Origin of the sequence: Nostocoides sp., assembly GCF_035343835.1 — a bacterium.
In the GTDB taxonomy this organism is placed as follows: Bacteria; Actinomycetota; Actinomycetes; order Actinomycetales; family Dermatophilaceae; genus Nostocoides_A; species Nostocoides_A vanveenii.
The window spans coordinates 34,357-57,518 of sequence record NZ_DAOQZV010000001.1 but is presented as its reverse complement, the minus strand read 5'-3'; the positions used below and the strand labels follow the sequence as shown (position 1 = coordinate 57,518).

Sequence of the window (23,162 nt, the reverse complement as noted above, 5' to 3'; positions counted from 1 at the left end):
GATCCTCGGTCTCCTTCTGCCAGTCGAGCAATTGCTTGAGCCACTGCATATCGGCAATCGGCCCGGTCTCGCTCGCGAGTTCATTGCGACCGGTGGACTTGTTCTCCTTGTATTTCCAGTGCGCGGCCACCCCGTATTCGGCCCGGCGGTGCATATCCCAGGTGCGGATCTGAATCTCCACCGGCCGCCCGCTCGGCCCAATCACCGTCGTATGCAAAGACTGGTACATATTGAACTTGGGCATGGCGATGTAGTCCTTGAAGCGCCCGGCAATGGGCTTCCATCGCGCATGCAGCGCCCCGAGCGCGGCATAACAGTCGCGGCTGGTGTCCACCAGCACCCGCAGCGCGACGAGATCGTGAATATCGTCGAAGGTCCGCTGGCCGACCATCATCTTCTGGTAGACGCTGTAGTAGTGCTTGGGCCGGCCGGTCACCTTGGCCTTGACCCGTGCGTCGGCGAGGTCGGCCTCGACCTGCTGCTGGACCAGGGCGAGATACTCCGCCCGCTCCCCCGCACGCTCCCCGACCTGGCGCTTGATCTCCTCGTAGACCTTCGGATAGAGCGTCTTGAAGGAGAGATCCTCCAACTCCCACTTGATGGTGTTCATCCCCAGCCGGTGGGCAAGGGGCGCGTAGATGTCGAGGGTTTCGTTGGCCTTCTTCGCCGCGGACGCGGCCGGGACGTATTGCCAGGTCCGCGCATTGTGCAGCCGGTCGGCCAGCTTGATGACGAGCACGCGGATGTCGCCGGCCATCGCCACGACCATCTTGCGCAGCGTCTCGGCCTGGGCTGCGGCCTCACCCAGCTTGACCTTGTCGAGCTTGGTGACACCGTTGACCATGTGCGCCACGTCGGGGCCGAACTCGCGCTCGATCTCCGCCAACGGGTAGTCGGTGTCCTCGACGACATCGTGCAGGAGCGCGGCCGCCAGGGTCTCGGGCGTCATGCCCAACTCGGCCAGGATGGTCGTGACCGCCAGCGGGTGCGTGATGTAGGCATCCCCGGACTTGCGCATCTGCCCCCGGTGCGCAAGTTCCGCGACCTCGTAGGCCCGCTCGATGATGGTCAGGTCGGCGCGTGGATGGCTGGCGCGAACCAGCGTGAAGAGCGGCTCTAGTGTCGGGTTGATGCTCGCCGAGCGCGGGCGGCTGAAGCGCTCAAGCCGGGCCCGCGCGCGTCCCCGCGCCGTGGTGACCGTGCTCGTCGTGCCAGTGCCGGCACCGCCGTCCTCGTCCATGAACAGACTTTACCCGGGGACGGAGTTCGCTCCGCTCACGCCAGCGTCGTTCCGGACGATCAAGCTCGCTGCGCTCGACGATCGCCCGGTCATCGACCTGCGCTCCGCTCGGTCGCTGAGACCCGGGGACGGAGTTCGCTCCGCTCACGCCAGCGTCGTTCCGGACGATCAAGCTCGCTGCGCTCGACGATCGCCCGGTCAGGCAGTAGCGAGGGTCTCCAGATCCCACTCGGCCAGGCGCGGACGACCACCGAGGCCGGCGAGTTCGAGCACGATCCCGATGCCGGCGACCTCGGCGCCGACCTCCTCGACCAACCGGCATGCCGCCTCGGCGGTGCCGCCAGTGGCCAAGACGTCATCGACGACAAAAGCGCGCTGACCAGCGCTGATCGCCCCGACCTGGATGGCCAGCGTCGCGCTGCCGTATTCCAGGTCGTAGCTGCGCTCGATCGTCGGGCCGGGCAGCTTGCCCGCCTTGCGCACCGGCACGAAGCCGGTCCCGAGCGCGTGCGCCAGGGCGGCACCGAAGATGAAGCCGCGCGCATCAATGCCGACGATCACCTCCACACGGCCCGTATGCCGTGCACGCCAGTGCTCGATGACCGCGGCGAAGGCGACCGGATCGGCGATCAACGGACCGATGTCCTTGAACAGGATGCCTGGGCTCGGGAAGTCCGGAACATCCCGCAGTGACCCGGCCACGATGGCCGCGATGGCGCTCAACGCTTGGACTTCGGCTGTCGGCGCGGCTGATTGCGCGGACCCTGCTGGGCGTACTTGTGGACCTGCCGGCCGGTGATGGTGCCACCCGCGGGCGCTTGACCGGTGGCGGCGTCACGCACGTCATCCGCCGGATCGTCGGCGAGGGCGGTCGCGGTAGTGGGGGCGCCGGCATACGGCTGGATGGGCGCAGCCGGGGCTGTCGACGCGGCGGGGACGGCGGCGCGGGTCGCGGCCTTGGTCTCGGCGCGCGCCGCCTGCTTCGCGAGCTTGACGACGTCGTCCTCCCGGCTGCGCATGGTGACGAGCAGCGGCGTCGCGATGAAGATCGAGGAGTAGGCACCGACGGCCATACCGATGAACAGGGCGAGCGCGAGGTCGAGCAGCGTGCCCGGGCCGAGCTTGGTGAAGGCGATGACGAGCACCGCGGCGATCGGCAGCAGGGCGACGACCGTGGTGTTGATCGAGCGCACGAGGGTCTGGTTGACCGCGAGGTTGGCCGCCCGCTCATACGACATGCGGCGATTGGCGAAGGCTTCCTGGGTGTTCTCCCGGACCTTGTCGAAGACCACGACGTTGTCGTAGAGGGAGTAGCCGAGCACCGTCAGGAAGCCGATCATGGTCGCCGGGGAGACCTCCACGCCGGTCAGGGCATAGATGCCGACGGTGAAGACCATGTCGTGAATCAACGCGACGAGGGCCGCGACCGACATCTTCCACGTGCGGAAGTAGATCGCCATGACCAGCGAGACCAGAACCAGGAAGACAATGAGCGCCTTCAGCGCCTGTTTGCTGACCGATTGTCCCCAGGACGGTCCGATGAAGTTGGCGCTGACCTTCTCCTGCGGGGTGTTGAAGGCGGTCGCGAGGGCGTCGCGGACGTCATTGCTCTGGGCGTCGCTGAGCTTCTCGGTCTGCAGGCGGATGGTGTCGCTGCCGAGCTTGGTGACGCCGGCCTCGTGGCCGGGCGCGACCTTGCTGAGCGTGTCGCTCGCGACCTGCTCGTAGTTGGCCGGCACCGAGGTCGTCGAGACCCGGAACTCCGAGCCGCCGGTGAACTCCAGACCGAGGTTGAGGTGGCGCACGCCGAGACCGAGGGCCGCGAGGAGCAGGCCGATGGCCGACAGGGCATACCAGCGGCGGCGCAGGCCGATGAAGTCGATCGACCGCTTGCCGGTGTAGAGATCGTTGCCGAACTGGGCGAAGCTCGTCATGCCTGGCCTCCTTCAGCCGCGGCGCGGCGAGGTGCGGAGATACGGCCACGGCCGGCATACCGGACCTTGGCGCCCAAGCGTTCGGGATCTAGGCCCGACAACTTGTGCCCGTCGGCGAAGAATTTGCGCCGGGCGAGCAGCGAGACCACCGGGTGCGTGAACACGAAGACCACCAGGATGTCGATGAGGGTCGTCAGGCCGAGGGTGAAGGCAAAGCCGCGGACGCTGGACGAGGCGAGCAGGTAGAGCACCAGGGCGCCGAGGAAGTTCACGCCATCGGCGACCACGATGGTTCGCTTGGCGCGCTTCCAGCCGGTGTCCACCGCGGTCCGCAGGGTGCGGCCGTCGCGGACCTCGTCGCGGATGCGCTCGAAGTAGACGATGAAGGAGTCGGCGGTGACACCGATGGCCACGATCAGGCCGGTCACGCCGGCCATGTCCAGGCGGTAGTTCTGCGCCCAGCCGAGGATGGCGATCGTCAGATAGGTCAGCAGGGCCGCGATGACGATCGAGGCGACCGTGACCAGGCCGAGGGCGCGGTACTGGAAGAGGGAGTAGAGGACAACGAGCACCAGTCCGACGAGCCCGGCGAGGATGCCCAGACGCAACTGCTCCTCACCCAGGGTCGGGCTGATCTGGGTGCGCGTCTGCAGGTCGAAGGAGATCGGCAGCGAGCCGAACTTCAGCTGTTTGGCGAGTTCCTGCGCCTCTTGGAAGGTGAATCCGCCGGTGATCGAGGCCTGGCCGTTGGTGATCGGCTCGTTGAACTGCGGGGCGATGATCACGCTGGAGTCCAGGACCGACGCGAGCTGGTTGCGGGGGCTGGGCAGGTTGAGCATCTCGATGCTCAGGTCGCCATAGGTCTTGGTCGCCTTGGAGTCGAGCGAAAGCTGGATCTCCACGACATTGGTCGGCTGGCCGTTCTGCGCGAGGCGGTAGCCCGCCTGGGCGTCGGTGATATCGGCGCCGCCGACGGCGACCGGGCCGAGGATGTATTTGGCCGTCTTGTCGGTGCTGCAGGTAACCAAGGGCTTGGCCGGGTCATCGATGATCGTGTCGAGCACGCCGTCTTTGCTGCAGTCGAGCGCGTCGAACTGAGTAGTCAGCCCGGGGGTCACCCAGGCCTGGTCGGTCGCGCTGGTCGGCGTGCCCGAGGGGGTGGCCGACGACGTGGCGCTCCCCGACGCGCTGCTCGTGCTCTTGTCGGTGCTGGAGGCCGACGTGCTGGTGGTGGACGATCCGGTCGTTGCGGCTTTGCGCTCGTTCGACGACGCGGTGCCGGTCGACGTGCCGGTGCCTGCATTCGCGCCGGTCTTGGGGGCGGTCGAGGTCGCCGTCGAGGTGCTGGTCGATGTGCCGGTGGACGTCGACGAACCGGTCGAGGTCGACGTCGGGGTGGGTGCAGGCGTCCCAGCAGCCACCGTCAGGACCGGCCGGAACTGCAGGGCCGACGATCGCCGCAGGCTGTCCTCCTGCTGCCGGGTGGGGTCACCCGCCATGCTGACGACGATATTGTCCGCGCCCTGCGTGGTGACCTCGGCGCCGCTGACGCCCTGGGAGTCGACACGTTCGGCGATGATGTCGCGGGCCTGGGCCACCTGCTGCGACGTGACCGTCTGGTCGCCGACGAGCCGAGGCTTGAGGACGAGTTGGGTGCCCCCTTCGAGGTCGAGACCGAGCTTCGGTGTCCACTGGGCAGTGCTCTTCCACACGGCGCCGCCGAGCACAGCGGCCAGGGCTGCGACCATCACGAAGAAGGTGACAAGGGTGCGGACGGCACCATCGGGGCGACCGCGCGTCGGGCGCGTCGATGCACGAGCCATGGGTCAATTGCTCCCCTGATCGACGGGTCCGGTCTGGTCGAGGGGGCCGGTCGGGGGCGCGGGCTGGTAGCGCGACCCGATCGCGCGGCGGTCGAAGCGAACGCGCACACCCGGGGCAACTTCGAGCGTGGTGACCTGACCGTCCAGCGCGGCAACCCGTCCGATCATGCCCGACGTCGTCACCACCTCATCGCCCACCCCGATGGACGCCTGGACATTCTTGAGCGCCTGGGTGCGGCGGCGCTGGGAGAACATCAGGACAAAGAGCAGGACGAGCGGCAGGAGAAGCAGAAGCACGCTGCCCATGCCCGAGCCCGATTGGGTGGCGGTGGCCAAGCCCGTATGCATCGTGAGAAATCCTTGGTGTCAGGCGTGCGGAATCGACGGCTCACGCGGGAGCCACCGACGGAGTCTAGGCGACGCCCCCGCAGCGGGACGAATGCCGACCCCGCGTCGGCGAGTGGGCGGCATACGGCCATCGGTGGCGTCCGCCGAGGTGAACGGCCCGCCCGAGCCCGTGGTTCCCCCTGTCCCTAAAGTCTGCTAGCAGGGTTTAGGTCACCTGCAGCAGGTTCGACCATGCTGAACGTGACCTAAGTGCGCCTAGCAGGGTTTAGGAACAGGCCGGTCACTCGAAGCGGGTGGCGGCGCCGTCGAACGGCAGGACGTCCTGGCCGATGGCCGTATGCGGCGGTGTGAGGCCGAGGTGCGTCCACGCCGCACGCAGGGCGGTGCGTCCGCGGGCCGTCCGCTCGAGGAAGCCCTGGCGCACGAGGTAGGGCTCGGCCACCGTCTCGACGGTGTCGGGTTCCTCGCCGACGGCGACGGCGAGCGTGGTGATGCCGACCGGGCCGCCGCCGTATTTGCGGCACAACGCATCGAGCACCGCACGGTCGAGGCGGTCCAGGCCCACGGGATCGACGTCGAAGAGATCCAGCGCCGCCGCGGCGGCCCCCCGGTCGATCCGCCCGTCGCCGTGCACCTGTGCCCAGTCGCGCACCCGGCGCAGCAGCCGGTTGGCGATGCGCGGGGTGCCGCGCGATCGGCCGGCGATCTCGACCACCGCGTCGTCGTCGATCTGAACGGCCAGCAACCCGGCGGAACGGCGCAGAATCCGGGCCAGATCGGCCGGGTCGTAGAAGTCGAGCCGGCCGGTGAAGCCGAAGCGGTCGCGCAAGGGCGCAGGCAACAGGCCGTCCCGGGTGGTCGCACCGACGACGGTGAAGGGCGGCAACTCCAGCGGGATCGCCGTCGCGCCGGGACCCTTGCCGACGATGATGTCGACCCGGAAGTCCTCCATCGCCAAATAGAGCATCTCCTCGGCGGCCCGGGACATCCGATGGATCTCATCGAGAAAGAGCACCTCGTGCTCGGCCAGCGAGGACAAGATCGCGGCCAGGTCGCCGGCGTGCTGGATGGCCGGACCGCTGGTGACCCGGATCGGCTGCTCCAACTCGGCCGCGACGATCATCGCGAGCGTGGTCTTGCCCAGCCCGGGCGGCCCCGAGAGCAAGATGTGATCCGGCGCCGTGCCGCGTTGGCGGGCGGCCCGCAGCACCAGGTCGAGTTGGTCGCGCACCCGCGGCTGCCCGGGAAAGTCCGCTAGCCGCTTCGGTCGCAGCGCGGCCTCGACGATTTGCTCGTCGTTCTCGCGCGCCGGATCCACGACCCGGCTCGACTCCGGCGAGCGAGCGTCGTCCGACTCGGGTGCGCCCTCCCGGATCTCGCTGGCGAAACCGCTCACCGGCCCAACTCTCGCAAGGCCGCGCGCAGCAAGGCGGCCACTTCGGTCGGCGCATTGTCGGCGGCAGCGACCTTGTCCACGGCGTCGCCGGCGGCCTTCTGCGTCCAGCCCAGCCCGACGAGTGCCTCGACGACCTGGTCGCGGTCGTGCGCCCCGGCGGTGGGCAGGCCGGGCGCGTCGGCGGGTGACGGCATACCGACCTTGTCACGCAACTCCAGGATGAGGCGCTCGGCGCCCTTGCGGCCGACACCGGGCACCTTGGTGAGCGCGGTGATATTGCCGGCACCGATCGCAACGGCTAGCTCCACCGGGCTGAAGACGGACAGAATGGCCAGCGCGAGCCGCGGGCCGACACCGGTCACCGTCTGCGCGGTCTCGAACATCTCGCGTTCGCCCGCCGTCCCGAAGCCGAAGAGCGTCAGGCTGTCCTCGCGCACCACGAGGCTGGTCGCGAGCGACGCTTCGGTCCCGGCCCGATGGGTGGCGGCCGTCGCGGGGGTCGTATGGACGAGCAGCCCCACTCCGCCCACGCGCAAGACCAGCCGATCGAGGCCGACGTGCTCGATGGTTCCGGTGATGCTGGCGATCACGGCATACCTCCGGGGGTCAGTGCGGCGGCGACGCGCGCGGCCGCGCTGCCTCGCCAGGCATGGCAGATGGCCAGCGCGAGGGCGTCGGCCGCGTCGGCCGGGCGGGGCGGTTCGTCCAGGCGCAGGATCTTGGTGACCATGGTGGTGACCTGGGCCTTCTCGGCGCGCCCGCTCCCGGTCACGGCGGCCTTGACCTCGGTCGGCGTGTGAAAGACGATCGGCACGCCGTGCTTGTGCGCGGTGAGCAGGGCGATGGCGGTTGCGTGGGCCGTGGTCATGACGGATGCGACATTGGCATCGGCGAAAACCCGTTCTACCGCAACGACATCGGGACTGAAACGCCGCAGCCACTCCCCCAACTGAGTCTCGAGATAGGCCAGTCGCTCCCCCGGCTCCGCGTCGCTGGGCGTGCGGACGACGCCGACGGCGATCATCCGGGCCCGGCCGGCACTGCCGTCGACGACGCCGAGGCCGCACCGCGTCAAACCCGGGTCGACACCCAGCACTCGCATGGCTGCCTCCTTCGTGAGTTCGACGGCGCAATTGCGCGTGGGCCACCGAACACCTGTTCGGTAGCCCACCGTACGCGATACGAGCCTCCGGTATGCCGTCAACACGCCCGCGGCCCGTATGCCGGCGTCGCTCAGTCCTCGGCGTCGAGTTCCGCGAGCACCTCGTCGGAGATGTCGCCATTGGCGAAGACGTTCTGGACGTCGTCAGAGTCCTCCAGGGCGTCGATGACGCGGATCATCCGCTTGGCGCCCTCGAGGTCGAGTGGGACCTGCAGGTTGGGGACGAAGGAAGCTTCAGCGGAGTCGTAGTCGATGCCGGCGTCCTTGAGGGCGTTGCGCACGCCGACATAGTCCGAGGCCTCGGAGACGATCTCGTAGGAGTCGCCGTTGTCGTTGACCTCTTCGGCTCCGGCGTCCAGGACGACCTCGAGGATGTCGTCCTCGCTCTTCTCGCCCTTAGGGACGATCACGACGCCCTTGCGATTGAAGATGTAGGCCACCGAGCCTGGGTCGGCGAGGTTGCCGCCGTTGCGGGTCAGCGCCGTGCGCACCTCGGCCGCCGCGCGGTTGCGGTTGTCGGTGAGGCACTCGATCAGGAGCGCGACGCCGCCGGGGGCATACCCCTCATACATGATCGTCTGCCAGTCCGCGCCGCCGGCCTCGGCACCGGAGCCGCGCTTGACGGCGCGGTCGATATTGTCATTGGGGACCGAGGACTTCTTGGCCTTGTAGATCGCATCCCAGAGGGTGGGGTTGCCGTCCGGGTCGCCGCCGCCACTCCTCGCCGCGACCTCGATGTTCTTGATCAGCTTGGCGAAGAGCTTGCCGCGCTTGGCGTCCTTGGCGGCCTTCTGGTGCTTCGTAGTGGCCCATTTGGAGTGGCCGGACATGCGTCACCTTCGAGAAAGTCGGGTTGTTACGGGCTGTCGGGCGATAGTACCGGCCGGCCCTCGACCATGCGGACGAAGAGCTGGTGGATGCGGTGATCGCGGGTGACTTCCGGGTGGAAGGACGTCGCCAGGAGACTACCCTGCCGGACCGCCACCACCGCGCCGGTGGCCGGTCCTGCCTCGACCCGCGCGAGGACGCTCGCGTGCGGGCCGACCGCCTCGACCCAGGGGGCGCGGATGAACACGGCGCGCAGCGGCTCGGGGCCGAGTTCCCGGATGTGGAGATCCGCCTCGAAGGAGTCCACCTGGCGGCCGAAGGCGTTGCGGCGCACGGTGATATCAAGGCCGCCGAGAGTCTGCTGGTCGGCGCGCCCGCCCTCGATCCGATCGGCGAGCATGATCATCCCCGCGCACGAGCCGTAGGCCGGCATCCCCGCCGCAAGCCGCTCCCGGAGCGGGTCGTCGAGGGCGAAGGCACGCACGAGCTTGTCCATGGTCGTCGACTCGCCACCGGGGATGATGAGGCCATCGATCCGGGCGACCTCCTGCGGGCGGCGGATCGTCACAACGTCGACATCGAGGCTGCGCAGCACATCGACGTGCTCTCGGACATCGCCCTGGACCGCGAGGACCCCGATCGTCGTCATGCGGGCGAGGGGCTCGCCAGGGTGACGTCTACTCCTGGCAGCACCTGCGCTTGGGATCGGCCGGACACAGCCGGCAGTCTACTGACCAGTCCCCGCTGCCTTCACCGGAGAAGACGCGCGGCAGACGATCCTCGACTTTGCCTCGCAAAGTAGGCGAGCTTTGCCGTGCAAAGTTTGTGCCGCAAAGTCAGGAGACCACAGATGACCGATCTCACCACGAGCACGACCCACGCCCACCTGCGCACCACGCCGACCGGCCCGTCCCCGCGCGGCTCCGCCGCGAAGGACAACGCCCTCTGCGCAGCTATCCTCGCCGGTGCGGCGATCGCCTGGTTCGGCTGGGGCCAGGCCGGACACCGGCTCGGCACAGTCCTCGGCATCGGGTCCGTCCTCGCTGCGCTCGTCACGGTCGCCGCCGCCATCGGCATCGGCGTCATCTGGCTCCAGGTGCGCAGGCGGCGCCTGGCTTCTCATCGTCGCCGCAGGGGCGGGCTTCGCGGGCCCGGTCCCCGCCGCGCTCATCCGTGCCGTCCTTGGGGGCGGCGGGTTCCTGGCGGCGTCCGGGTGGCTGACGGTGACGCGGCGATGACACGGGAGACGCCGCCGGCGACCGACCTCGACCCGGTCATCCACGTCCCGGTCCGGCTGCGGCTCATGGTGATCCTGACCGAGCTTCCGGCAGGCGACACTATGTCCTTCGCGCGGCTACAGGGCCTCCTAGAACTCACGCCGGGCAATCTGATCACCCACCTGCGCAAGCTCGAAGAGGCCGGCTACGTCGAAACGGTCAAGACGGGACGGGTGACGACCGCCCACGTCACCGACGGCGGGCGGGCGGCCTTCACGGCATACCGCAGGAATCTGGCGGCGCTGCTGGGAGGCTGAGGGCCGGCGGCCCGGCGATCGGTCAGGGCGCCCGTCCGGCCCGGGCGGCGAGCCCAGCGATGAAGACTTCGACGCCGAAGGCGAAGCGTTCGTCGCCGCCGCCGGCGGTCATCGCCCCGACGATCGCCGGCAGATTGGGATAGCGATCGGCCGGGAGCGTCGGCGACGCGGCCCCGATCAGGGCACAACGGCATACGTCCTGCGGTGGGCGGCGCCGGGCGTCCTCCTCGCCGCGGAGATCATGGATTTGCTCGATGCCCTGGTCACCTCGATCGCCGGCCCGACCATCGTGCGCGACCTCGGGGGCGGCGAGACACCCATCCAATGGCTGGCCGCGGCCTATAACCCTAGCCATGGCGAGCGGACTGCCTATCGGCGGGGCGACTGGGTGACATCTACGGCCGGGTCGCGAACGATGCCGGACGCGATCGGACCCTTACCAGCCGCGCTCGGCCAGTCGGTGCGGCTGCGGGATCTCATCGACATTGATGCCGACCATCGCCTCACCGAGGCCGCGCGAGACCTTGGCGATCATGTCGGGGTCGTCGAAGAAGGTGGTCGCCTTCACGATGGCTTCGGCGCGCTGGGCCGGGTTGCCGGACTTGAAGATCCCGGAGCCGACGAAGACGCCCTCGGCGCCGAGCTGCATCATCATCGCCGCGTCCGCCGGGGTGGCGATGCCGCCGGCGGTGAACAGCACGACCGGCAGCTTGCCCGCCTGCGCGACCTCCTTGACCAGCTCATACGGGGCCTGCAACTCCTTCGCGGCCACGAAGAGCTCGTCCTCGGGGAGATTCTGCAGGCGGCGGATCTCGCCGCGGATCTTGCGCATGTGGGTGGTGGCGTTCGAGACATCGCCGGTGCCGGCCTCGCCCTTGGAGCGGATCATGGCCGCCCCCTCGGTGATGCGTCGCAGCGCCTCGCCGAGGTTGGTCGCCCCGCAGACGAAGGGCACCGTGAAGGCCCACTTGTCGATGTGGTTGGCGTAGTCGGCCGGAGTCAGCACTTCGGACTCGTCGATGTAGTCGACGCCCAGCGCCTGCAGAACCTGGGCCTCGACGAAGTGTCCGATGCGGGCCTTGGCCATCACCGGAATGGACACCGCCGCGATGATGCCGTCGATCATGTCGGGGTCGCTCATCCGCGACACGCCGCCCTGGGCCCGGATGTCGGCGGGCACTCGCTCTAGGGCCATGACCGCCACCGCGCCGGCATCCTCGGCGATGCGCGCCTGCTCGGGGGTGACGACGTCCATGATGACGCCGCCCTTGAGCATCTCGGCCATGCCGCGCTTGACGCGAGCGGTGCCGGTCTCGGCACCGCTGGTGGGTGTGGTGGTGTCGGCCATGACCGTGCGCCTCGATCGTTCTCAGGGATGGGGTGGGCCCGCCAGGAGGCGGCCCCGGAACCTCCAGAGTGTATGCCGCGCCCCGCGGGCCGCGCGAATGTCGAGGCGCGCGCGCCTGCGCCCATCGACTGTGGCGATCCAGTAGTCAGGGCGCCGGATCGCCCGGCAGCGCGTCGTCGAACTCGACGAAGTCCGGCAGGGCGGCATACCCGGCCAGGTGGAAGACCCGCACGACACCCTTGCGGCGGACCCGGCGCACATCGCGCACCGCCTGGTTGAGGAAGTTCCGGGCGTACTGAGCCCGGCGACCTGCCGCCAGCACCCGCTCCCAGGCATCCCCTGCCGGTCCGTCGTCCGCCGTCAGGCCGGCGCGGACATCGGCCGTCATGGTCGCGGCCAGGGCCGCGGTCAATTGGGATTCGACATCCTCGCGCCGTCCGAAATGCTGACCGTCGAGCAGGTCCGCGCCCACGTGCTCGGTCGTGCGCTCCAACGCATCCGAGGCCGCCGCGGCCAGCAGCATCGAGGAGGCCGGGTCGAGCACCCCGGTGTTGGCCAACTCCAGGCTGGCCTCGGCTCGGCGCACGAGACTGGCATCGAGCGCGGACACCGCCCCCTCGACGCGCGTGTGCAGCCGGTCGAGCCGGGCGGCTGTGTAGGACAGATACCAGGCGACCGCCAGCACCAGGACCAGGCAGATCTCGAGGATCTCGCGCGCGCTCATCGCACAGCCTCAGCCGCAACGGTCACGGTGTCGTAGACGGCGACCACGTCGCGGCCGACCCGGTCCCAGTCGAAGGCACCGGCCCGGCTGGCCGCGCGCTCGCCCAGCGCCCTCAACTCTCCCGGGGACCGGATCAAGTCGACGATCACCCGAGCCAGGGCCGCGGGGTCCGCAGTTGGGAAGACCCGACCGCCGGGTCGCTCGCCGAGAACGCTGATAAAGGCCGGTAGGTCGCTGGCGACCACCGGCGTCCCCGTAGCCATGGCCTCCACCAGCACGATCCCGAAGCTCTCCCCGTGGGTATTGGGCGCGGCATACAGATCGATCGAGGCGAGAAGATCGGCCTTGGTCGCGTCGTCCACCGCGCCGAGGAACTCCGTCGCCGCGGCGACGCGCGCCGTCATCAGTCCGGCCACCTCCGCCGGCTCCCCTGGGCCCGCGACCAGCAACCGCGCGCCCGGGATCGCCGCGAGCAAGGCGTCGAAGGCCTCGGCCAGCACCGCAAAACCCTTGCGCGGCTCGGCGATCCGCCCGAGGAAGCCGATCGTCGGCCGCCCCGGGCTACCCGCCCACTCCGGCCGGGGCGTCGCCCCCGCGAACTGCGCGACGTCCACGCCATTGGGGATCACGACCGCGTCGCCGCCGATATGCCGGCGCACAGTCCGTCGCGCATCCTCGGAGACCGCGATCCGGCCAGTGATCCTCTCGAGCGAGGGTCGCAGCAGTGGATGGGCGGCGAGCATCGCTCGCGAGCGCAGGGTGGAGGTGTGAAAGGTCGCCACGATCGGCCCCGTCGCTGCCCACAGGGCGATCACGCTTGCGCTCGGCGTCATGGGCTCGTGGAGGTGGACCACGTCGAAGTCCCCCTCCGACAACCAGCGCGAGACCCGTCCCGCGGTGACCGGCCCGAAGGTCAGCCGCGCGACCGACCCGTTGTAGCGGACCGGTACGGCCCGACCACACGACGTCAGATAGTCCGGGAGGTCGCTTTCGTCCTCGGCCGGGGCCAGCACCCGCACCTCGTGACCGCGCTGTCGCAGCCACCCCGCGAGGCCACGCACGTGATACTGCACGCCGCCGGGGACATCCCAGCTGTAGGGGCAGACCAGGCCGATGCGCATGTCACCGATCCTCTCCCAACCCGCGAACGGGATCGAGGTCGTCCACGAAAACTCGTTGCAACATATGCCAATCGCTCGGATCGTCGGCCACGACGGCGCCGAGCGCGTCCGCGCATCGCTGCGTCATCGTGTGGGCGCGCTCCCGCGTCGTCCCCTCGGCCGGCACGGCGACCGGGTCGTGGAAACGGATGTCGATGCCCCACCCCCGCCCGCGGCGCGTATGCCGGATGGTCACCGGAAAGAGCGGCGCACCCACCGCGAGCGCCAGCGCAGCGGGCCCGATCGCCATCCGCGCCGGCTGTCCGCAGAAGACCACCTCCACCCCGCCGCCGGTCAGGTCCCGGTCCGCGAGCAGAGGCACGACCACCGGTCCGACGGCTTCGCGGCGCAACCCCGCGAAGACGTCACCGCCCCCGGTCAGGGGGAGGATCGTCATACCGAGCATCGTGCGGAAGTCGAGGAACTCCGCGAAAACCGCCTCCGGCTCCAGCCGCTCCGCGACCGTCACGACGCGCCCGAGCGCCCGGCAGCACCAGGCGCCCGCGAGATCCCAGTTGCCCAGATGCCCGAGGAAGCACACGACCGGCCCGCCCCCCGCGAGCACCGCCCGCACCGGCCCCTCCCCTGCCACCGTGACCTTGGCGTCCACGTCCGCGGCGCTCATGGCCGGCAGCCGGAAGGCCTCGCAGTAGTAGCGCAAGTAGGCCCGCATCCCGCGCCGCACCAGAGCGTCCAACTCCACGTCGTCGAGGTCGGGCCGCACCCGGGCATAGTTCGCGCGTAGGCGCCGCACCCCGGTCCCGCCGCGGCGCACCGTCACATCGGCGACCCGGTCGAAGAGCCCGTATGCCGCGCCCTCCGGCAACGCGCGCACCACCGCCCACCCTAGGCGGAACCCCGCGACCGTCAGCAGGTCGCCCGCGCGGCTCACAGCTCCGCGAGGGCCTGGACGCGCACCGCCCACATGCGCTGGATCACGGTGATCAGGCTGGCCAGGGCGAGCAGGGCCAGCACGGTCGCCAGCACGATCTCGGGCAGCCCGAGGCCGACCAGGCCGGTGGTGACCAGGGTGGCGACCAGCCGGTCGGCGCGCTCGGCGATGCCGACATTCGCGGTCATACCGAGGCCTTCGGCGCGCGCCTTGGCGTAGGAGACCACGCTGCCGAGGATCAGACAGGCCAGCGCCAGGGCCGCCATCAGGTTGTCGTCGCCGCCACCGGCATACCACAGGACGAGGCCGCCGAAGATCGCTGCGTCGCCCATCCGGTCGAGGGTGGAATCGAGATACGCGCCCCACTTACCCGAGCGGCCGGACATCCGCGCCATCACGCCGTCGACGGTGTCGGAGAAGACGAAGGCCGTGATGACCAGGGTCCCGATGAAGAACTCGTGCCGCGGGTAGAAGGCCAGCGCTCCGAAGCACACGCCGAGCGTCCCGACGATGGTGACGACGTCGGGTGAGATGCCGAGCGCGAGGAAGAGCCTGGCAACCGGGGTGAAGACCTTGGTGAAAAAGGCCCGCGCATATCGATTGAGCATGGTGGCTCACAGCGTAACGACGGGCACCCCCCGCGCGCCGTAGGTGCCACGGTCCGCGCGCCGTGCCATGACACCATGCCCGTATGCAGGAGGGGAGCCGGGGCCGGTTGACCCCCACCGCCGTGGGCTGGCGGGTTGTTGTGACCGCGGCGTTGACCGTCGGCGTCTGGGCAGGGACAGCCGTCGGGAATGACCAGTGGTGGCCCTTCGCACCCATGTCGCAGTACGCCTTCCTCGTCCAAAACGGCCAAGCAGGCATCGTCAACAGCCCGTTCATGGAAGCCCGGCTGACCGACGGCACCCTGGAGCGGGTCGCGCTGAGCGCTCAGGGGTTGGGCATCGAGCGCTCGGAGATCGAGGGCCAGTTGCCCAGCTTCATCCGCGAGCCGAGCCGGATGCAGGCCATCGCCATCCTGCGCGCCCGCCGCGAGCCGGACGCGCCGCGCTATACGGCCGTCTATCTGCGCAACCGGCAGACCCGTCTGGACGCGGCCCGCACCGAGAAGATCATCGATCTCGCCTCCTGGCCGGTCCGCGATCCGCAGGATCCCGAGTCCTGGGACGGGCGGCCGTGACCGCGCCGGCGACGGGGAGCCGGGCCCGCGCGACGGGCCTGCGACCTTGGCTGTTCGCTCCGGTCGCGCTGGCGAGGGTGGCGTGGCTGCGCACCCTGATCTATCTCTATGTCGTCTTCGACGTCCTCGTGGTCGTCACCGATCCGATCCCGCACGGCTGGGTCCCAGTCGAGCTCTACCACCCGGTGCTCGTCCGTCAGGTGCTGCATCTGCCCGCCCCGAGCCCGGTCTACGTCCGCGTCCTCTTGGCCGTCATCCTGCTCTCGGCCCTCGTGGCCGCAACCGGCCGTCTGCCGCGGATCGCCGGCCTGATCTGTGCGTTCGGGATGCTCGACTGGATCTCGAATGCCTTCTCCTACAGCAAGATCGATCACGATCACTATGCGTTGATCATCGCGCTCTTCGTGCTGCCCACGGTCGGCCGGGCGCGGTATCGCGATGTCGACGTGCGCACGGAGGCTGCCGGGTGGGCGATCCGGATGATCCAGATATCCGCGGTCGCCATCTACTTCCTCAGCGCCTGGGCCAAGATGCGCTTCGGCACCTGGGGCTGGGCCAATGGCTCGACCTTGATCTGGGCGCTGACCCGGCGCCCGAACGGTCTGGCGCCCTGGATCGCCTCGCACCCCACCCTGACCCACGCCCTCCAATGGCTCATCCTCGTTGCGGAATCCTGCTCCCCCGCGTTGTTGTGGTTGCGAGGCCGGGCACTCGCCGCCGGCTTGCTCTTCTTCCTCGGTTTCCACGCCAGCACCTACTACTTGCTGCGTATCCACTTCCTGCCCTTGGTCGTCTGCCTGTTCGCCTTCATGCCGCTGGAGCGCATCGCGCCGTATGTCGCGTCCCGCCGCACTGCGCGCATCGGCCGAAACAATCCCGTCACATCGCGGTGACCCCGAGGTCACTCGTCATCCCTAGGCTTGCTCACCATGACCGAGCCGACGTCGCCCGTGAGCCTTTTCGACGGCTATCGCAGGGGCGCCGCTTGGGATGAGATGGTCGCCGAGGACGGGGTACCGCGCACGCCCTACAAAGCCGTCCACCACACCTTGCGGTCGATCAGCGCCGGGACCTTGAAGGACCGCGCCGACACGCTCGCCCGCAACTACATCGACCAGGGCGTCACCTTCGACCATGCCGGGGTGGAGCGTCCCTTCCCGCTGGACGCCGTTCCCCGGGTGCTCTCGGCGCACGAATGGCAGATCATCGAATCCGGTGTAGCGCAACGGGTCTCGGCCCTGGAGGCATTTCTCGACGACGTGTACTCCCGCGAGGGCGATGTGCCCCGCTGCGTCCACGAGGGCGTCGTGCCGTGGAGCCTGATCGCCTCCTCGACCCACTACCACCGCGCGGTCATGGGCATCCGGCCGACGAATGGGGTGCGCGTCCACGTCTCCGGGGTCGACCTGATCCGGGACGAGGCCGGCGTCTTTCGCGTGCTGGAGGACAACGTCCGGGTGCCCTCTGGGGTGAGCTATGTCATCGCCAACCGGCGAGCCATGGCCAATGTCTTCCCCGAGGCCTTCTCGACCATGCGGATCCGCCCGGTCAGCGACTACCCCCGTATGCTGCTCGCCGCCCTGCGCCGGGCCGCCCCCGACGGCGCGACCGACCCGACCGTCGTCGTGCTCACCCCGGGCGTCTATAACTCGGCCTACTTCGAGCACGCCTTGCTGGCCCGGATGATGGGCGTCGAACTCGTCGAGGGCCGTGACTTGGTGTGCGTCAGCGGTCAGGTGCGTATGCGCACCACCCACGGCGACCGCCCGGTCGATGTCATCTATCGCCGGGTCGATGACGACTTCCTCGACCCGGTGCACTTCCGCGGTGACTCGGTGCTCGGGTGTGCCGGCCTGGTCTCGGCGATGCGCGCGGGCCGGGTGACCGTGGCCAATGCCCTGGGCAATGGGGTGGCCGATGACAAGCTGATCTATACCTACGTGCCGGATCTGATCCGCTTCTATCTCGGCGAGGACCCGATCCTGCCCAATGTCGAGACCCACCGGTGCGCCGAACCGGGCGCCCTCGCCCATGTGCTGGACCATCTCGATGAGATGGTCGTCAAACCCGTGGACGGTTCGGGCGGCAAGGGCCTGGTGGTCGGCCCCCGCGCCGACGGCGCGACTCTCGACACCCTGCGGGCGGCGCTCGAGGGCGACCCGCGCGGCTGGATCGCCCAGCCCGTTGTCCAGCTCTCGACCGTCCCCACCTTTATCGACGGCGCGCTTGTCCCCAGGCACGTCGACCTGCGGCCCTTTGCCGTCAACGACGGCGAGCGCATCCGCGTCCTGCCCGGCGGGTTGACCCGCGTGGCCCTTCCCGAGGGCGAGCTCGTCGTCAACTCCAGCCAGGGTGGCGGGTCCAAAGACACCTGGGTGCTCGCCGGCCGCGACACCCGAACCTCGTCCCCCGAGCCGCTGCGTGCGGGCGCCGAGATGCGCGAAGTCGTCGTGATGAGCGCCCCGACCGCGTCCCCCGAGGACTCGATGCGCGCCCAACAGCAGCAACAACAACAGACCCGGATCACCGAAGGCGGCGCCCCATGCTGAGCCGGATCGCCGAGTCGCTCTTCTGGATCGGCCGGCACATCGAGCGCGCCGACGGCACGGCCCGGATCGTCGACGTCCTGCGCCTGCAGTTGCTGGAAGACCCGGGTGCGAATGAGAAGGAGGTCTCCCGCACGACATTGGCCGTCATGGGGGCGACGCACGCCGACGGCGCTGGATACGCCGAGGTCGGGCAACTGCTCGTCTTCGACGCGGGTCATTCCAGCTCGATCGGGGGCGCCTGGACGGCTGCTCGCGAGAACGCTCGCCGGGCGCGCGAGACGCTCTCGACCGAGCTCTGGGAGGCCATCAACACCACCTGGCATCGCTGGCACAACTTCGGACAGTCCACCGTCACCGAGCGGCATTTGTCCTGGACCCGCGAGCGCGCCGCCCTGATCTCCGGCGTGGCCGACTCCACGATGAGCCACGACGAGGCCTGGGACTTCCTCGTCCTGGGCCGCAGCCTCGAGCGCGCCGATATGACGGCGCGCCTGGTGGCTGCCGGGGGGTTGCCGCGTGGCGGTGCCCCGTGGTCGGTCGTGCTCAGCAGTTGCGGCGCGCATCAGGCTTTCATGCGCAGTCAACGCGGCCTGCTCTCCGACGACCGGGCGGCTGCCTTCCTCGTGCTCGACCGGGCCTTCCCCAGGTCGGTCTATTTCGCGCTGCGCGAGGCCGAGGGCCGGCTCGCTGCCCTGGATCCCCAGGACGGCCGCACCGCGATCACCGACGAGGCGCGTCGCCAGCTGGGCCGGGTCCGCACCGAGCTGGAGTTCCGTCCCGTCGCTGAGGTGCTGCACGATCTGCCCGGACAGATGCAACGGGTGCAGCTGGCGGTCACGGCCGCGGCCTTCGCCGTCGGCAGCCGCTACTTTCAGACTGGGCCGCTGCCCGAATGGACCGAGGAACTGATCTGACATGCGCCGCTATCGCATCCTGCATACGACGACGCTGACGTATGACGTGCCCGTCCGTTCGTCGCACAACGAGCTGCGGATGACGCCGATCAACGAGCCGGGGCAGACGACCCTGGAGAACCGCATCCGGATCCGGCCGCTGACCTGGAGCACGGTCTATCGCGACCACTTCGGGACCCATGTGACCTCGATGGAGAGCCTGCCCGCCCATGACCGGCTGACCATCGAGGCGATCTCCACGGTCGAACGCGCCGATCCCGCTGAGTGGCCGTTCTCGCCGGGGTGGGCGGCGCTGGCCGACCCCACGGTCCAGGACCGGCATTTCGAGTGGCTGATGGTCACCTCGCGCACCCGTCCGGGCGCGGGCATTGCGGACCTGGCGGCCGGAGTGCGCGACCGGGCCACACCCCGCGACGCGGCCCTCGCCCTCGCCGAGCAGCTGCGTGCGGAGATGACCTATCGCGCCGGGGTGACGGGCGTGCAGAGTTCTGGCGAGCAGGCCTGGGCGGAGAAGTCCGGGGTGTGCCAGGACTTCGTGCACGTGACGATCGGCGCCCTGCGCAGCCTCGGCATACCGGCGCGTTATGTCTCCGGCTATCTCGTCCCCAAGCGCGACGCCGAGGTCGGCGACACCGCCACGGGCGAGAGCCACGCCTGGGTCGAGCTCTGGGACGGTGGCTGGATCCCGATCGACCCGACCAATGGCGCGCCCGTGGGCGCCGACCATGTCGTGGTCGCCCGCGGCCGGGACTATGACGACGTGTCGCCCTTCAAGGGGGTCTACTCCGGCGCCGGCACGGCGATCCTGACCGTGGCGGTCACCTTTACCCGCCTCGCGTGACCGGCGGCCCGCGTCAGCGAGCCCACGCCTCGGCGATTTGGGTGCGGACGTCTTCGAGCAGCGCTGGCAACGCCTTGGTCTGACCCACGATCGGCAGGAAGTTCGCGTCGCCGGCCCAGCGCGGAACGATGTGCTGGTGCAGGTGGGCAGCTACCCCGGCACCGGCGACCGCGCCCTGGTTCATCCCGATGTTGTAGCCGTGCGGATTCGACGCGGTTTGCAAGGCGGCGATCGCGGCCTTGGTCAGCGCGGTGAACTCCACGGTCTCCTCGTCGGTCAGGTCGACATAGAGCGAGACATGCCGGTAGGGGCAGATCAGCACGTGACCGGGGTTGTAGGGGAAGAGGTTCATCACCACGAAGCAGGTCTCGCCGCGGTGGACGATCAGCCCGTCGCGATCGCCTCGGCCGGGTGCCGCGCAGAACGGGCAACCCTCGCCGGCGCCCTCGCTCGGCCGCTCGCCGGTGATGTAGGCCAGCCGGTGTGGCGTCCAGAGCCGCTCGAAGCCGTCCTGCGACCCGGCGAAATCGCCACCGGGCTCGGCGGCGGCCCCGGTCGGTGGAAGCCCTGTTGGGTCCTGGCTGGCCATGCAGGAATCCTAGGCGTCCCCGCTTCTTGACTCACCGGTAACCATCCACGATGCTCCCCGGGTATGACGCTCCCCGCGCCCGCCGGCGCCCCGACCGGGCTTGATGCCCTCGCCGAGCCCCAGGTGCCTGTCTCGAGTGGCTGGGTCTCTCGACTCACGATCGCCTCGATCGGGCTGTATGCCGGCTTCTTCGGCCCGCTGCAGGTCCTGCTTGCCCGGCAGATCGCCGACTTCGCGCCGACGCATAAGGAGAGTGTGCTGGCGCTGGTGACCGGGGTGGGCGCGCTGATGTCGACGGTCGGCACGCCCCTGTGGGGGGCACTTTCCGACCGGACCGGCTCCCGCTTCGGGCGGCGGCTGCCCTGGATCGCCGGTGGCGCGCTGGCCGGCGCTCTCGCGCTGCTGGTGCTGAGCGCAGCGTCGTCGGTGGCGATGGTGGTGGTGGGGTGGGCGGCCGTGCAGTTGTGCCTCAATGGTGTGGTCGCGGCGCTGACCGCGTGCGTCCCCGACCAGGTCCCAGAGCAGCAGCGCGGCTTCGTCAGCGGCTGGGTAGGCCTAGCCCAGACCATGGGGGTCGTGGTCGGGACCGGCGTCGCGACGGCCGCGGGCGGCATACGGGCGGGGTATGCGGCTCTCGCCGCCCTCGTGATCGTCACGGTGTCCCTGTTCCTGGTGCGCAGCGGCGATCGGCCGCTGCGCGACGACCAGCGCGGGCCATTGGCGTTGGGTGCCTTCGTCCGGGGCTTCTGGGTCAGCCCCCGGGCCCACCCGGACTTCGCGTGGGCGTGGGGCACCCGCTTCCTGATGAACGTCGCGAACGCCATCGGCACGCTCTATTTGCTCTACTTCCTCACCGATGTGGTCCGCGTCGACGACCCAGAAGGGCACGTCTTCATCCTGGTGTTGATCTATGCGGGCGCCCTGTGCCTGACCGCGGTCGTGTCCGGGATCGCGTCGGACCGGCTGGGCAAGCGCAAGATCTTCGTCATCGTCGCGGGCGTGGTGATGACGGCGGCCTGCCTCTTCCTCGCCTTCCGGCCGACCTGGCCGGGCGCGGTGGGTGCGGCGGTGCTGCTCGGGCTGGGCTTCGGGGTCTATGCCGCCGTCGATTTCGCACTCATCACCGAGGTGCTGCCGGCGGCTGCTGACCGGGCGCGAGATCTCGGGGTCATCAATATCGCCAACGCCCTGCCGCAGGTGCTGGCGCCCGTTATCGCGGCTCCGGTCCTCGCCCTCTTCGCCACCCGGGCAACGGGCTATCGTGCCCTGTATGTCGTCGCCGCCGTGGTCGGGCTGGTCGGCGCGCTACTGGTCCGCCGGATCCGGTCGGTCTCGTGATGAACGCCTGTGACGAAAGGTCGTGCCATGTCCCTGCCTGCTGACTTCCTCTTCGGCGTGTCGACGGCGAGCTATCAGATCGAGGGGGCCGTCGATGCGGAGGGCCGCGGGCGCAGCGTGTGGGACGACTTCTGCGACCGGCCGGGAGTGATCGTCGACGGCTCTTCCGGGGCCGTCGCGTGCGACAGCTATCACCGGTATGCCGAAGATGTGGAGTTGATGGCGCAGCTGGGCGTCGCGGCCTACCGCTTCTCGGTGTCGTGGTCGCGCGTGCTGCCACAGGGGCGTGGCCCGATCAACCAGGCCGGTCTGGACTACTACGACAGGTTGGTGGATGCGTTGTGCGCCAAGGGAATCAAGCCCGCGGCCACGCTCTTCCACTGGGACCTGCCCTCGACCTTGGAGGCCGAGGGCGGGTGGCTGTCGCGCTCGACGGCCGAGGCCTTCGGGATGTATGCCGGCGTGCTCGCCGACCGGCTCGGCGACCGAGTCGCGATGTGGATGCCGGTCAACGAGCCGGTCGTCCACGCCAACCTCGGCTATGCCCTCGGCCTCCACGCACCCGGTCGCGCCTTGGGGATGGGCGCGCTGCCGGTCTATCACCACCTGATGCTGGGGCACGGACTTGCCGTTGCGGCACTGCGGGCTGCGGGGGTTGCGGCGGTGGGCTGCGCCAATAACCACACGCCGGTCTGGGTGGCGTCCGACGCCGACGCCGACCAGACGGCCGCGGGGCTCTACGACACCTTGCACAACCGGATGTTCGCCGACCCGATCCTGCTCGGGTCCTATCCGGCGCCCTTCGCCGAATTGGTGCCCGGTCCGGTCGCGGACGACCTGCAACTGATCAGTGCGCCGCTGGACTTCTACGGCTTCAACTATTACAACCCGACCCTCGTCGGCGCTCCGGGCACGGGCGACGACACCTATGGCGCCGCCGGTGGGCTGCCCTTCTCCATGCATCAGATCGAGGGCTACCCGGTCACCGACTTCGGGTGGCCGGTGGTGCCTGCCGGCCTGACGGAGGTGCTCGTCCAGATGAAGGAGCGCTACCCGGACATCCCGCCGATCCACATCACCGAAAACGGTTGCGCCTACGGAGCGGCGCCGGATGCCGACGGCGTGGCGGCCGACCCGGGGCGGATCGACTATCTGAGCAGCCACCTGGGCGCGGTCGCCGATGCGCGGGCGCAGGGGGTCGACGTCGCGGGCTATTTCTGCTGGTCGCTGCTGGACAACTTCGAGTGGGCCGAGGGCTACACCAAGCGCTTCGGCCTGGTGCACATCGACTTCGACACCCTGGCGCGCACCCCGCGGACGTCCTTCGACTGGTACGCCGACTTCATCCGCCGCACCCGC

At 69.5% G+C, this 23,162-nt stretch carries 25 protein-coding genes; 8 read left to right on the top strand and 17 right to left on the bottom strand.

All coding sequences use genetic code 11. The features are described 5' to 3' along the window. The 10 genes from PKH97_RS00325 to pdxT form a co-directional block, all read right to left on the bottom strand. On the bottom strand, positions 1 to 1,240 hold a 1,240-nt coding region (locus PKH97_RS00325; RefSeq protein WP_324385398.1), incomplete at its 3' end, for a RelA/SpoT family protein. A 198-nt stretch (positions 1,241 to 1,438) separates the two neighbouring features. Beyond that, positions 1,439 to 1,963 (bottom strand): adenine phosphoribosyltransferase, encoded by a 525-nt coding sequence (locus tag PKH97_RS00320; RefSeq protein ID WP_324385397.1) that lies wholly within the window; start codon positions 1,961 to 1,963, stop codon positions 1,439 to 1,441. Continuing rightward, positions 1,960 to 3,174: a protein translocase subunit SecF gene (secF, locus tag PKH97_RS00315; protein WP_324385396.1), complete on the bottom strand. Its 1,215-nt coding sequence runs from the start codon at positions 3,172 to 3,174 to the stop codon at positions 1,960 to 1,962. The genes PKH97_RS00320 and secF overlap by 4 nt, the downstream gene beginning before the upstream one ends. After that, complete coding sequence (gene secD, locus PKH97_RS00310; protein WP_324385395.1) at positions 3,171 to 4,997, bottom strand: protein translocase subunit SecD; 1,827 nt, start codon at positions 4,995 to 4,997, stop codon at positions 3,171 to 3,173. Before secD ends, secF begins: the two co-directional genes overlap by 4 nt. Positions 4,998 to 5,000: 3 nt before the next feature. Then, complete coding sequence (gene yajC / locus PKH97_RS00305; RefSeq protein WP_324385394.1) at positions 5,001 to 5,345, bottom strand: preprotein translocase subunit YajC; 345 nt, start codon at positions 5,343 to 5,345, stop codon at positions 5,001 to 5,003. Positions 5,346 to 5,625: 280 nt separating this feature from the next. Next, complete coding sequence (ruvB, locus tag PKH97_RS00300; RefSeq protein ID WP_324385401.1) at positions 5,626 to 6,720, bottom strand: Holliday junction branch migration DNA helicase RuvB; 1,095 nt, start codon at positions 6,718 to 6,720, stop codon at positions 5,626 to 5,628. Positions 6,721 to 6,737: 17 nt separating this feature from the next. Next, positions 6,738 to 7,331, bottom strand: a complete 594-nt coding sequence (gene ruvA / locus PKH97_RS00295; RefSeq protein ID WP_324385393.1) for a Holliday junction branch migration protein RuvA — start codon at positions 7,329 to 7,331, stop codon at positions 6,738 to 6,740. Further along, positions 7,328 to 7,843 (bottom strand): crossover junction endodeoxyribonuclease RuvC, encoded by a 516-nt coding sequence (ruvC, locus tag PKH97_RS00290; RefSeq protein WP_324385392.1) that lies wholly within the window; start codon positions 7,841 to 7,843, stop codon positions 7,328 to 7,330. The genes ruvA and ruvC overlap by 4 nt, the downstream gene beginning before the upstream one ends. A 131-nt stretch (positions 7,844 to 7,974) precedes the next feature. Next, positions 7,975 to 8,733: a YebC/PmpR family DNA-binding transcriptional regulator gene (locus PKH97_RS00285; protein WP_324385391.1), complete on the bottom strand. Its 759-nt coding sequence runs from the start codon at positions 8,731 to 8,733 to the stop codon at positions 7,975 to 7,977. Between the two features lie 26 nt (positions 8,734 to 8,759). After that, on the bottom strand, positions 8,760 to 9,380 hold the full coding sequence (gene pdxT / locus PKH97_RS00280; RefSeq protein ID WP_324385390.1) for a pyridoxal 5'-phosphate synthase glutaminase subunit PdxT: 621 nt from the start codon (positions 9,378 to 9,380) through the stop codon (positions 8,760 to 8,762). 201 nt (positions 9,381 to 9,581) lie between these two features. Here pdxT and PKH97_RS00275 point away from each other — a divergent pair, with 201 nt between their 5' ends. Continuing rightward, complete coding sequence (locus PKH97_RS00275; protein ID WP_324385389.1) at positions 9,582 to 10,265, top strand: transcriptional regulator; 684 nt, start codon at positions 9,582 to 9,584, stop codon at positions 10,263 to 10,265. A 22-nt stretch (positions 10,266 to 10,287) separates the two neighbouring features. On the opposite strand, the gene PKH97_RS00270 is transcribed toward PKH97_RS00275, so the two are convergent. The 6 genes from PKH97_RS00270 to pgsA all read right to left on the bottom strand — a co-directional run bounded on the left by PKH97_RS00270 (position 10,288) and on the right by pgsA (position 14,997). Then, complete coding sequence (locus PKH97_RS00270) at positions 10,288 to 10,620, bottom strand: TetR/AcrR family transcriptional regulator C-terminal domain-containing protein (RefSeq protein ID WP_324385388.1); 333 nt, start codon at positions 10,618 to 10,620, stop codon at positions 10,288 to 10,290. 81 nt (positions 10,621 to 10,701) lie between these two features. Further along, a complete protein-coding gene (gene pdxS, locus PKH97_RS00265; protein WP_324385387.1) occupies positions 10,702 to 11,613 on the bottom strand; it encodes a pyridoxal 5'-phosphate synthase lyase subunit PdxS in 912 nt (303 codons plus the stop codon). Positions 11,614 to 11,758: 145 nt separating this feature from the next. Beyond that, on the bottom strand, positions 11,759 to 12,337 hold the full coding sequence (locus PKH97_RS00260) for a hypothetical protein (protein ID WP_324385386.1): 579 nt from the start codon (positions 12,335 to 12,337) through the stop codon (positions 11,759 to 11,761). Beyond that, positions 12,334 to 13,458 carry a glycosyltransferase family 4 protein gene (locus PKH97_RS00255; RefSeq protein ID WP_324385385.1) on the bottom strand — a complete coding sequence of 375 codons (1,125 nt, stop codon included), beginning with the start codon at positions 13,456 to 13,458 and terminating at the stop codon, positions 12,334 to 12,336. The genes PKH97_RS00260 and PKH97_RS00255 overlap by 4 nt, the downstream gene beginning before the upstream one ends. Position 13,459: 1 nt before the next feature. Beyond that, on the bottom strand, positions 13,460 to 14,389 hold the full coding sequence (locus PKH97_RS00250; protein WP_324385384.1) for a phosphatidylinositol mannoside acyltransferase: 930 nt from the start codon (positions 14,387 to 14,389) through the stop codon (positions 13,460 to 13,462). Further along, positions 14,386 to 14,997 carry a phosphatidylinositol phosphate synthase gene (gene pgsA, locus PKH97_RS00245; protein ID WP_324385383.1) on the bottom strand — a complete coding sequence of 204 codons (612 nt, stop codon included), beginning with the start codon at positions 14,995 to 14,997 and terminating at the stop codon, positions 14,386 to 14,388. The genes PKH97_RS00250 and pgsA overlap by 4 nt, the downstream gene beginning before the upstream one ends. Positions 14,998 to 15,080: 83 nt before the next feature. On the opposite strand from pgsA, the gene PKH97_RS00240 reads away from it, so the two are divergent. The 5 genes from PKH97_RS00240 to PKH97_RS00220 are packed head-to-tail and all read left to right on the top strand — an operon-like array spanning position 15,081 to position 19,876. After that, complete coding sequence (locus PKH97_RS00240) at positions 15,081 to 15,572, top strand: hypothetical protein (protein WP_324385382.1); 492 nt, start codon at positions 15,081 to 15,083, stop codon at positions 15,570 to 15,572. Then, a complete protein-coding gene (locus PKH97_RS00235; protein ID WP_324385381.1) occupies positions 15,569 to 16,465 on the top strand; it encodes a hypothetical protein in 897 nt (298 codons plus the stop codon). The genes PKH97_RS00240 and PKH97_RS00235 overlap by 4 nt, the downstream gene beginning before the upstream one ends. A 36-nt stretch (positions 16,466 to 16,501) precedes the next feature. After that, entirely contained in the window at positions 16,502 to 18,121 is a 1,620-nt protein-coding gene (locus PKH97_RS00230; RefSeq protein ID WP_324385380.1) for a circularly permuted type 2 ATP-grasp protein, read from the top strand. Continuing rightward, entirely contained in the window at positions 18,115 to 19,035 is a 921-nt protein-coding gene (locus PKH97_RS00225) for an alpha-E domain-containing protein (protein WP_324385379.1), read from the top strand. Before PKH97_RS00230 ends, PKH97_RS00225 begins: the two co-directional genes overlap by 7 nt. 1 nt (position 19,036) lies before the next feature. Next, positions 19,037 to 19,876: a transglutaminase family protein gene (locus PKH97_RS00220; protein ID WP_324385378.1), complete on the top strand. Its 840-nt coding sequence runs from the start codon at positions 19,037 to 19,039 to the stop codon at positions 19,874 to 19,876. A gap of 13 nt (positions 19,877 to 19,889) precedes the next feature. Here the strand turns inward: PKH97_RS00220 and PKH97_RS00215 are convergent, their stop codons facing one another. Further along, positions 19,890 to 20,465, bottom strand: coding sequence for an HIT domain-containing protein (locus PKH97_RS00215; RefSeq protein ID WP_324385377.1), 576 nt, complete (start codon positions 20,463 to 20,465; stop codon positions 19,890 to 19,892). A gap of 63 nt (positions 20,466 to 20,528) precedes the next feature. On the opposite strand from PKH97_RS00215, the gene PKH97_RS00210 reads away from it, so the two are divergent. Both PKH97_RS00210 and PKH97_RS00205 read left to right on the top strand, forming a co-directional pair. Next, complete coding sequence (locus tag PKH97_RS00210) at positions 20,529 to 21,803, top strand: MFS transporter (protein WP_324385376.1); 1,275 nt, start codon at positions 20,529 to 20,531, stop codon at positions 21,801 to 21,803. Positions 21,804 to 21,830: 27 nt separating this feature from the next. Next, positions 21,831 to 23,162: GH1 family beta-glucosidase (locus PKH97_RS00205; RefSeq protein ID WP_324385375.1), on the top strand; the 1,332-nt coding region annotated here is incomplete at its 3' end.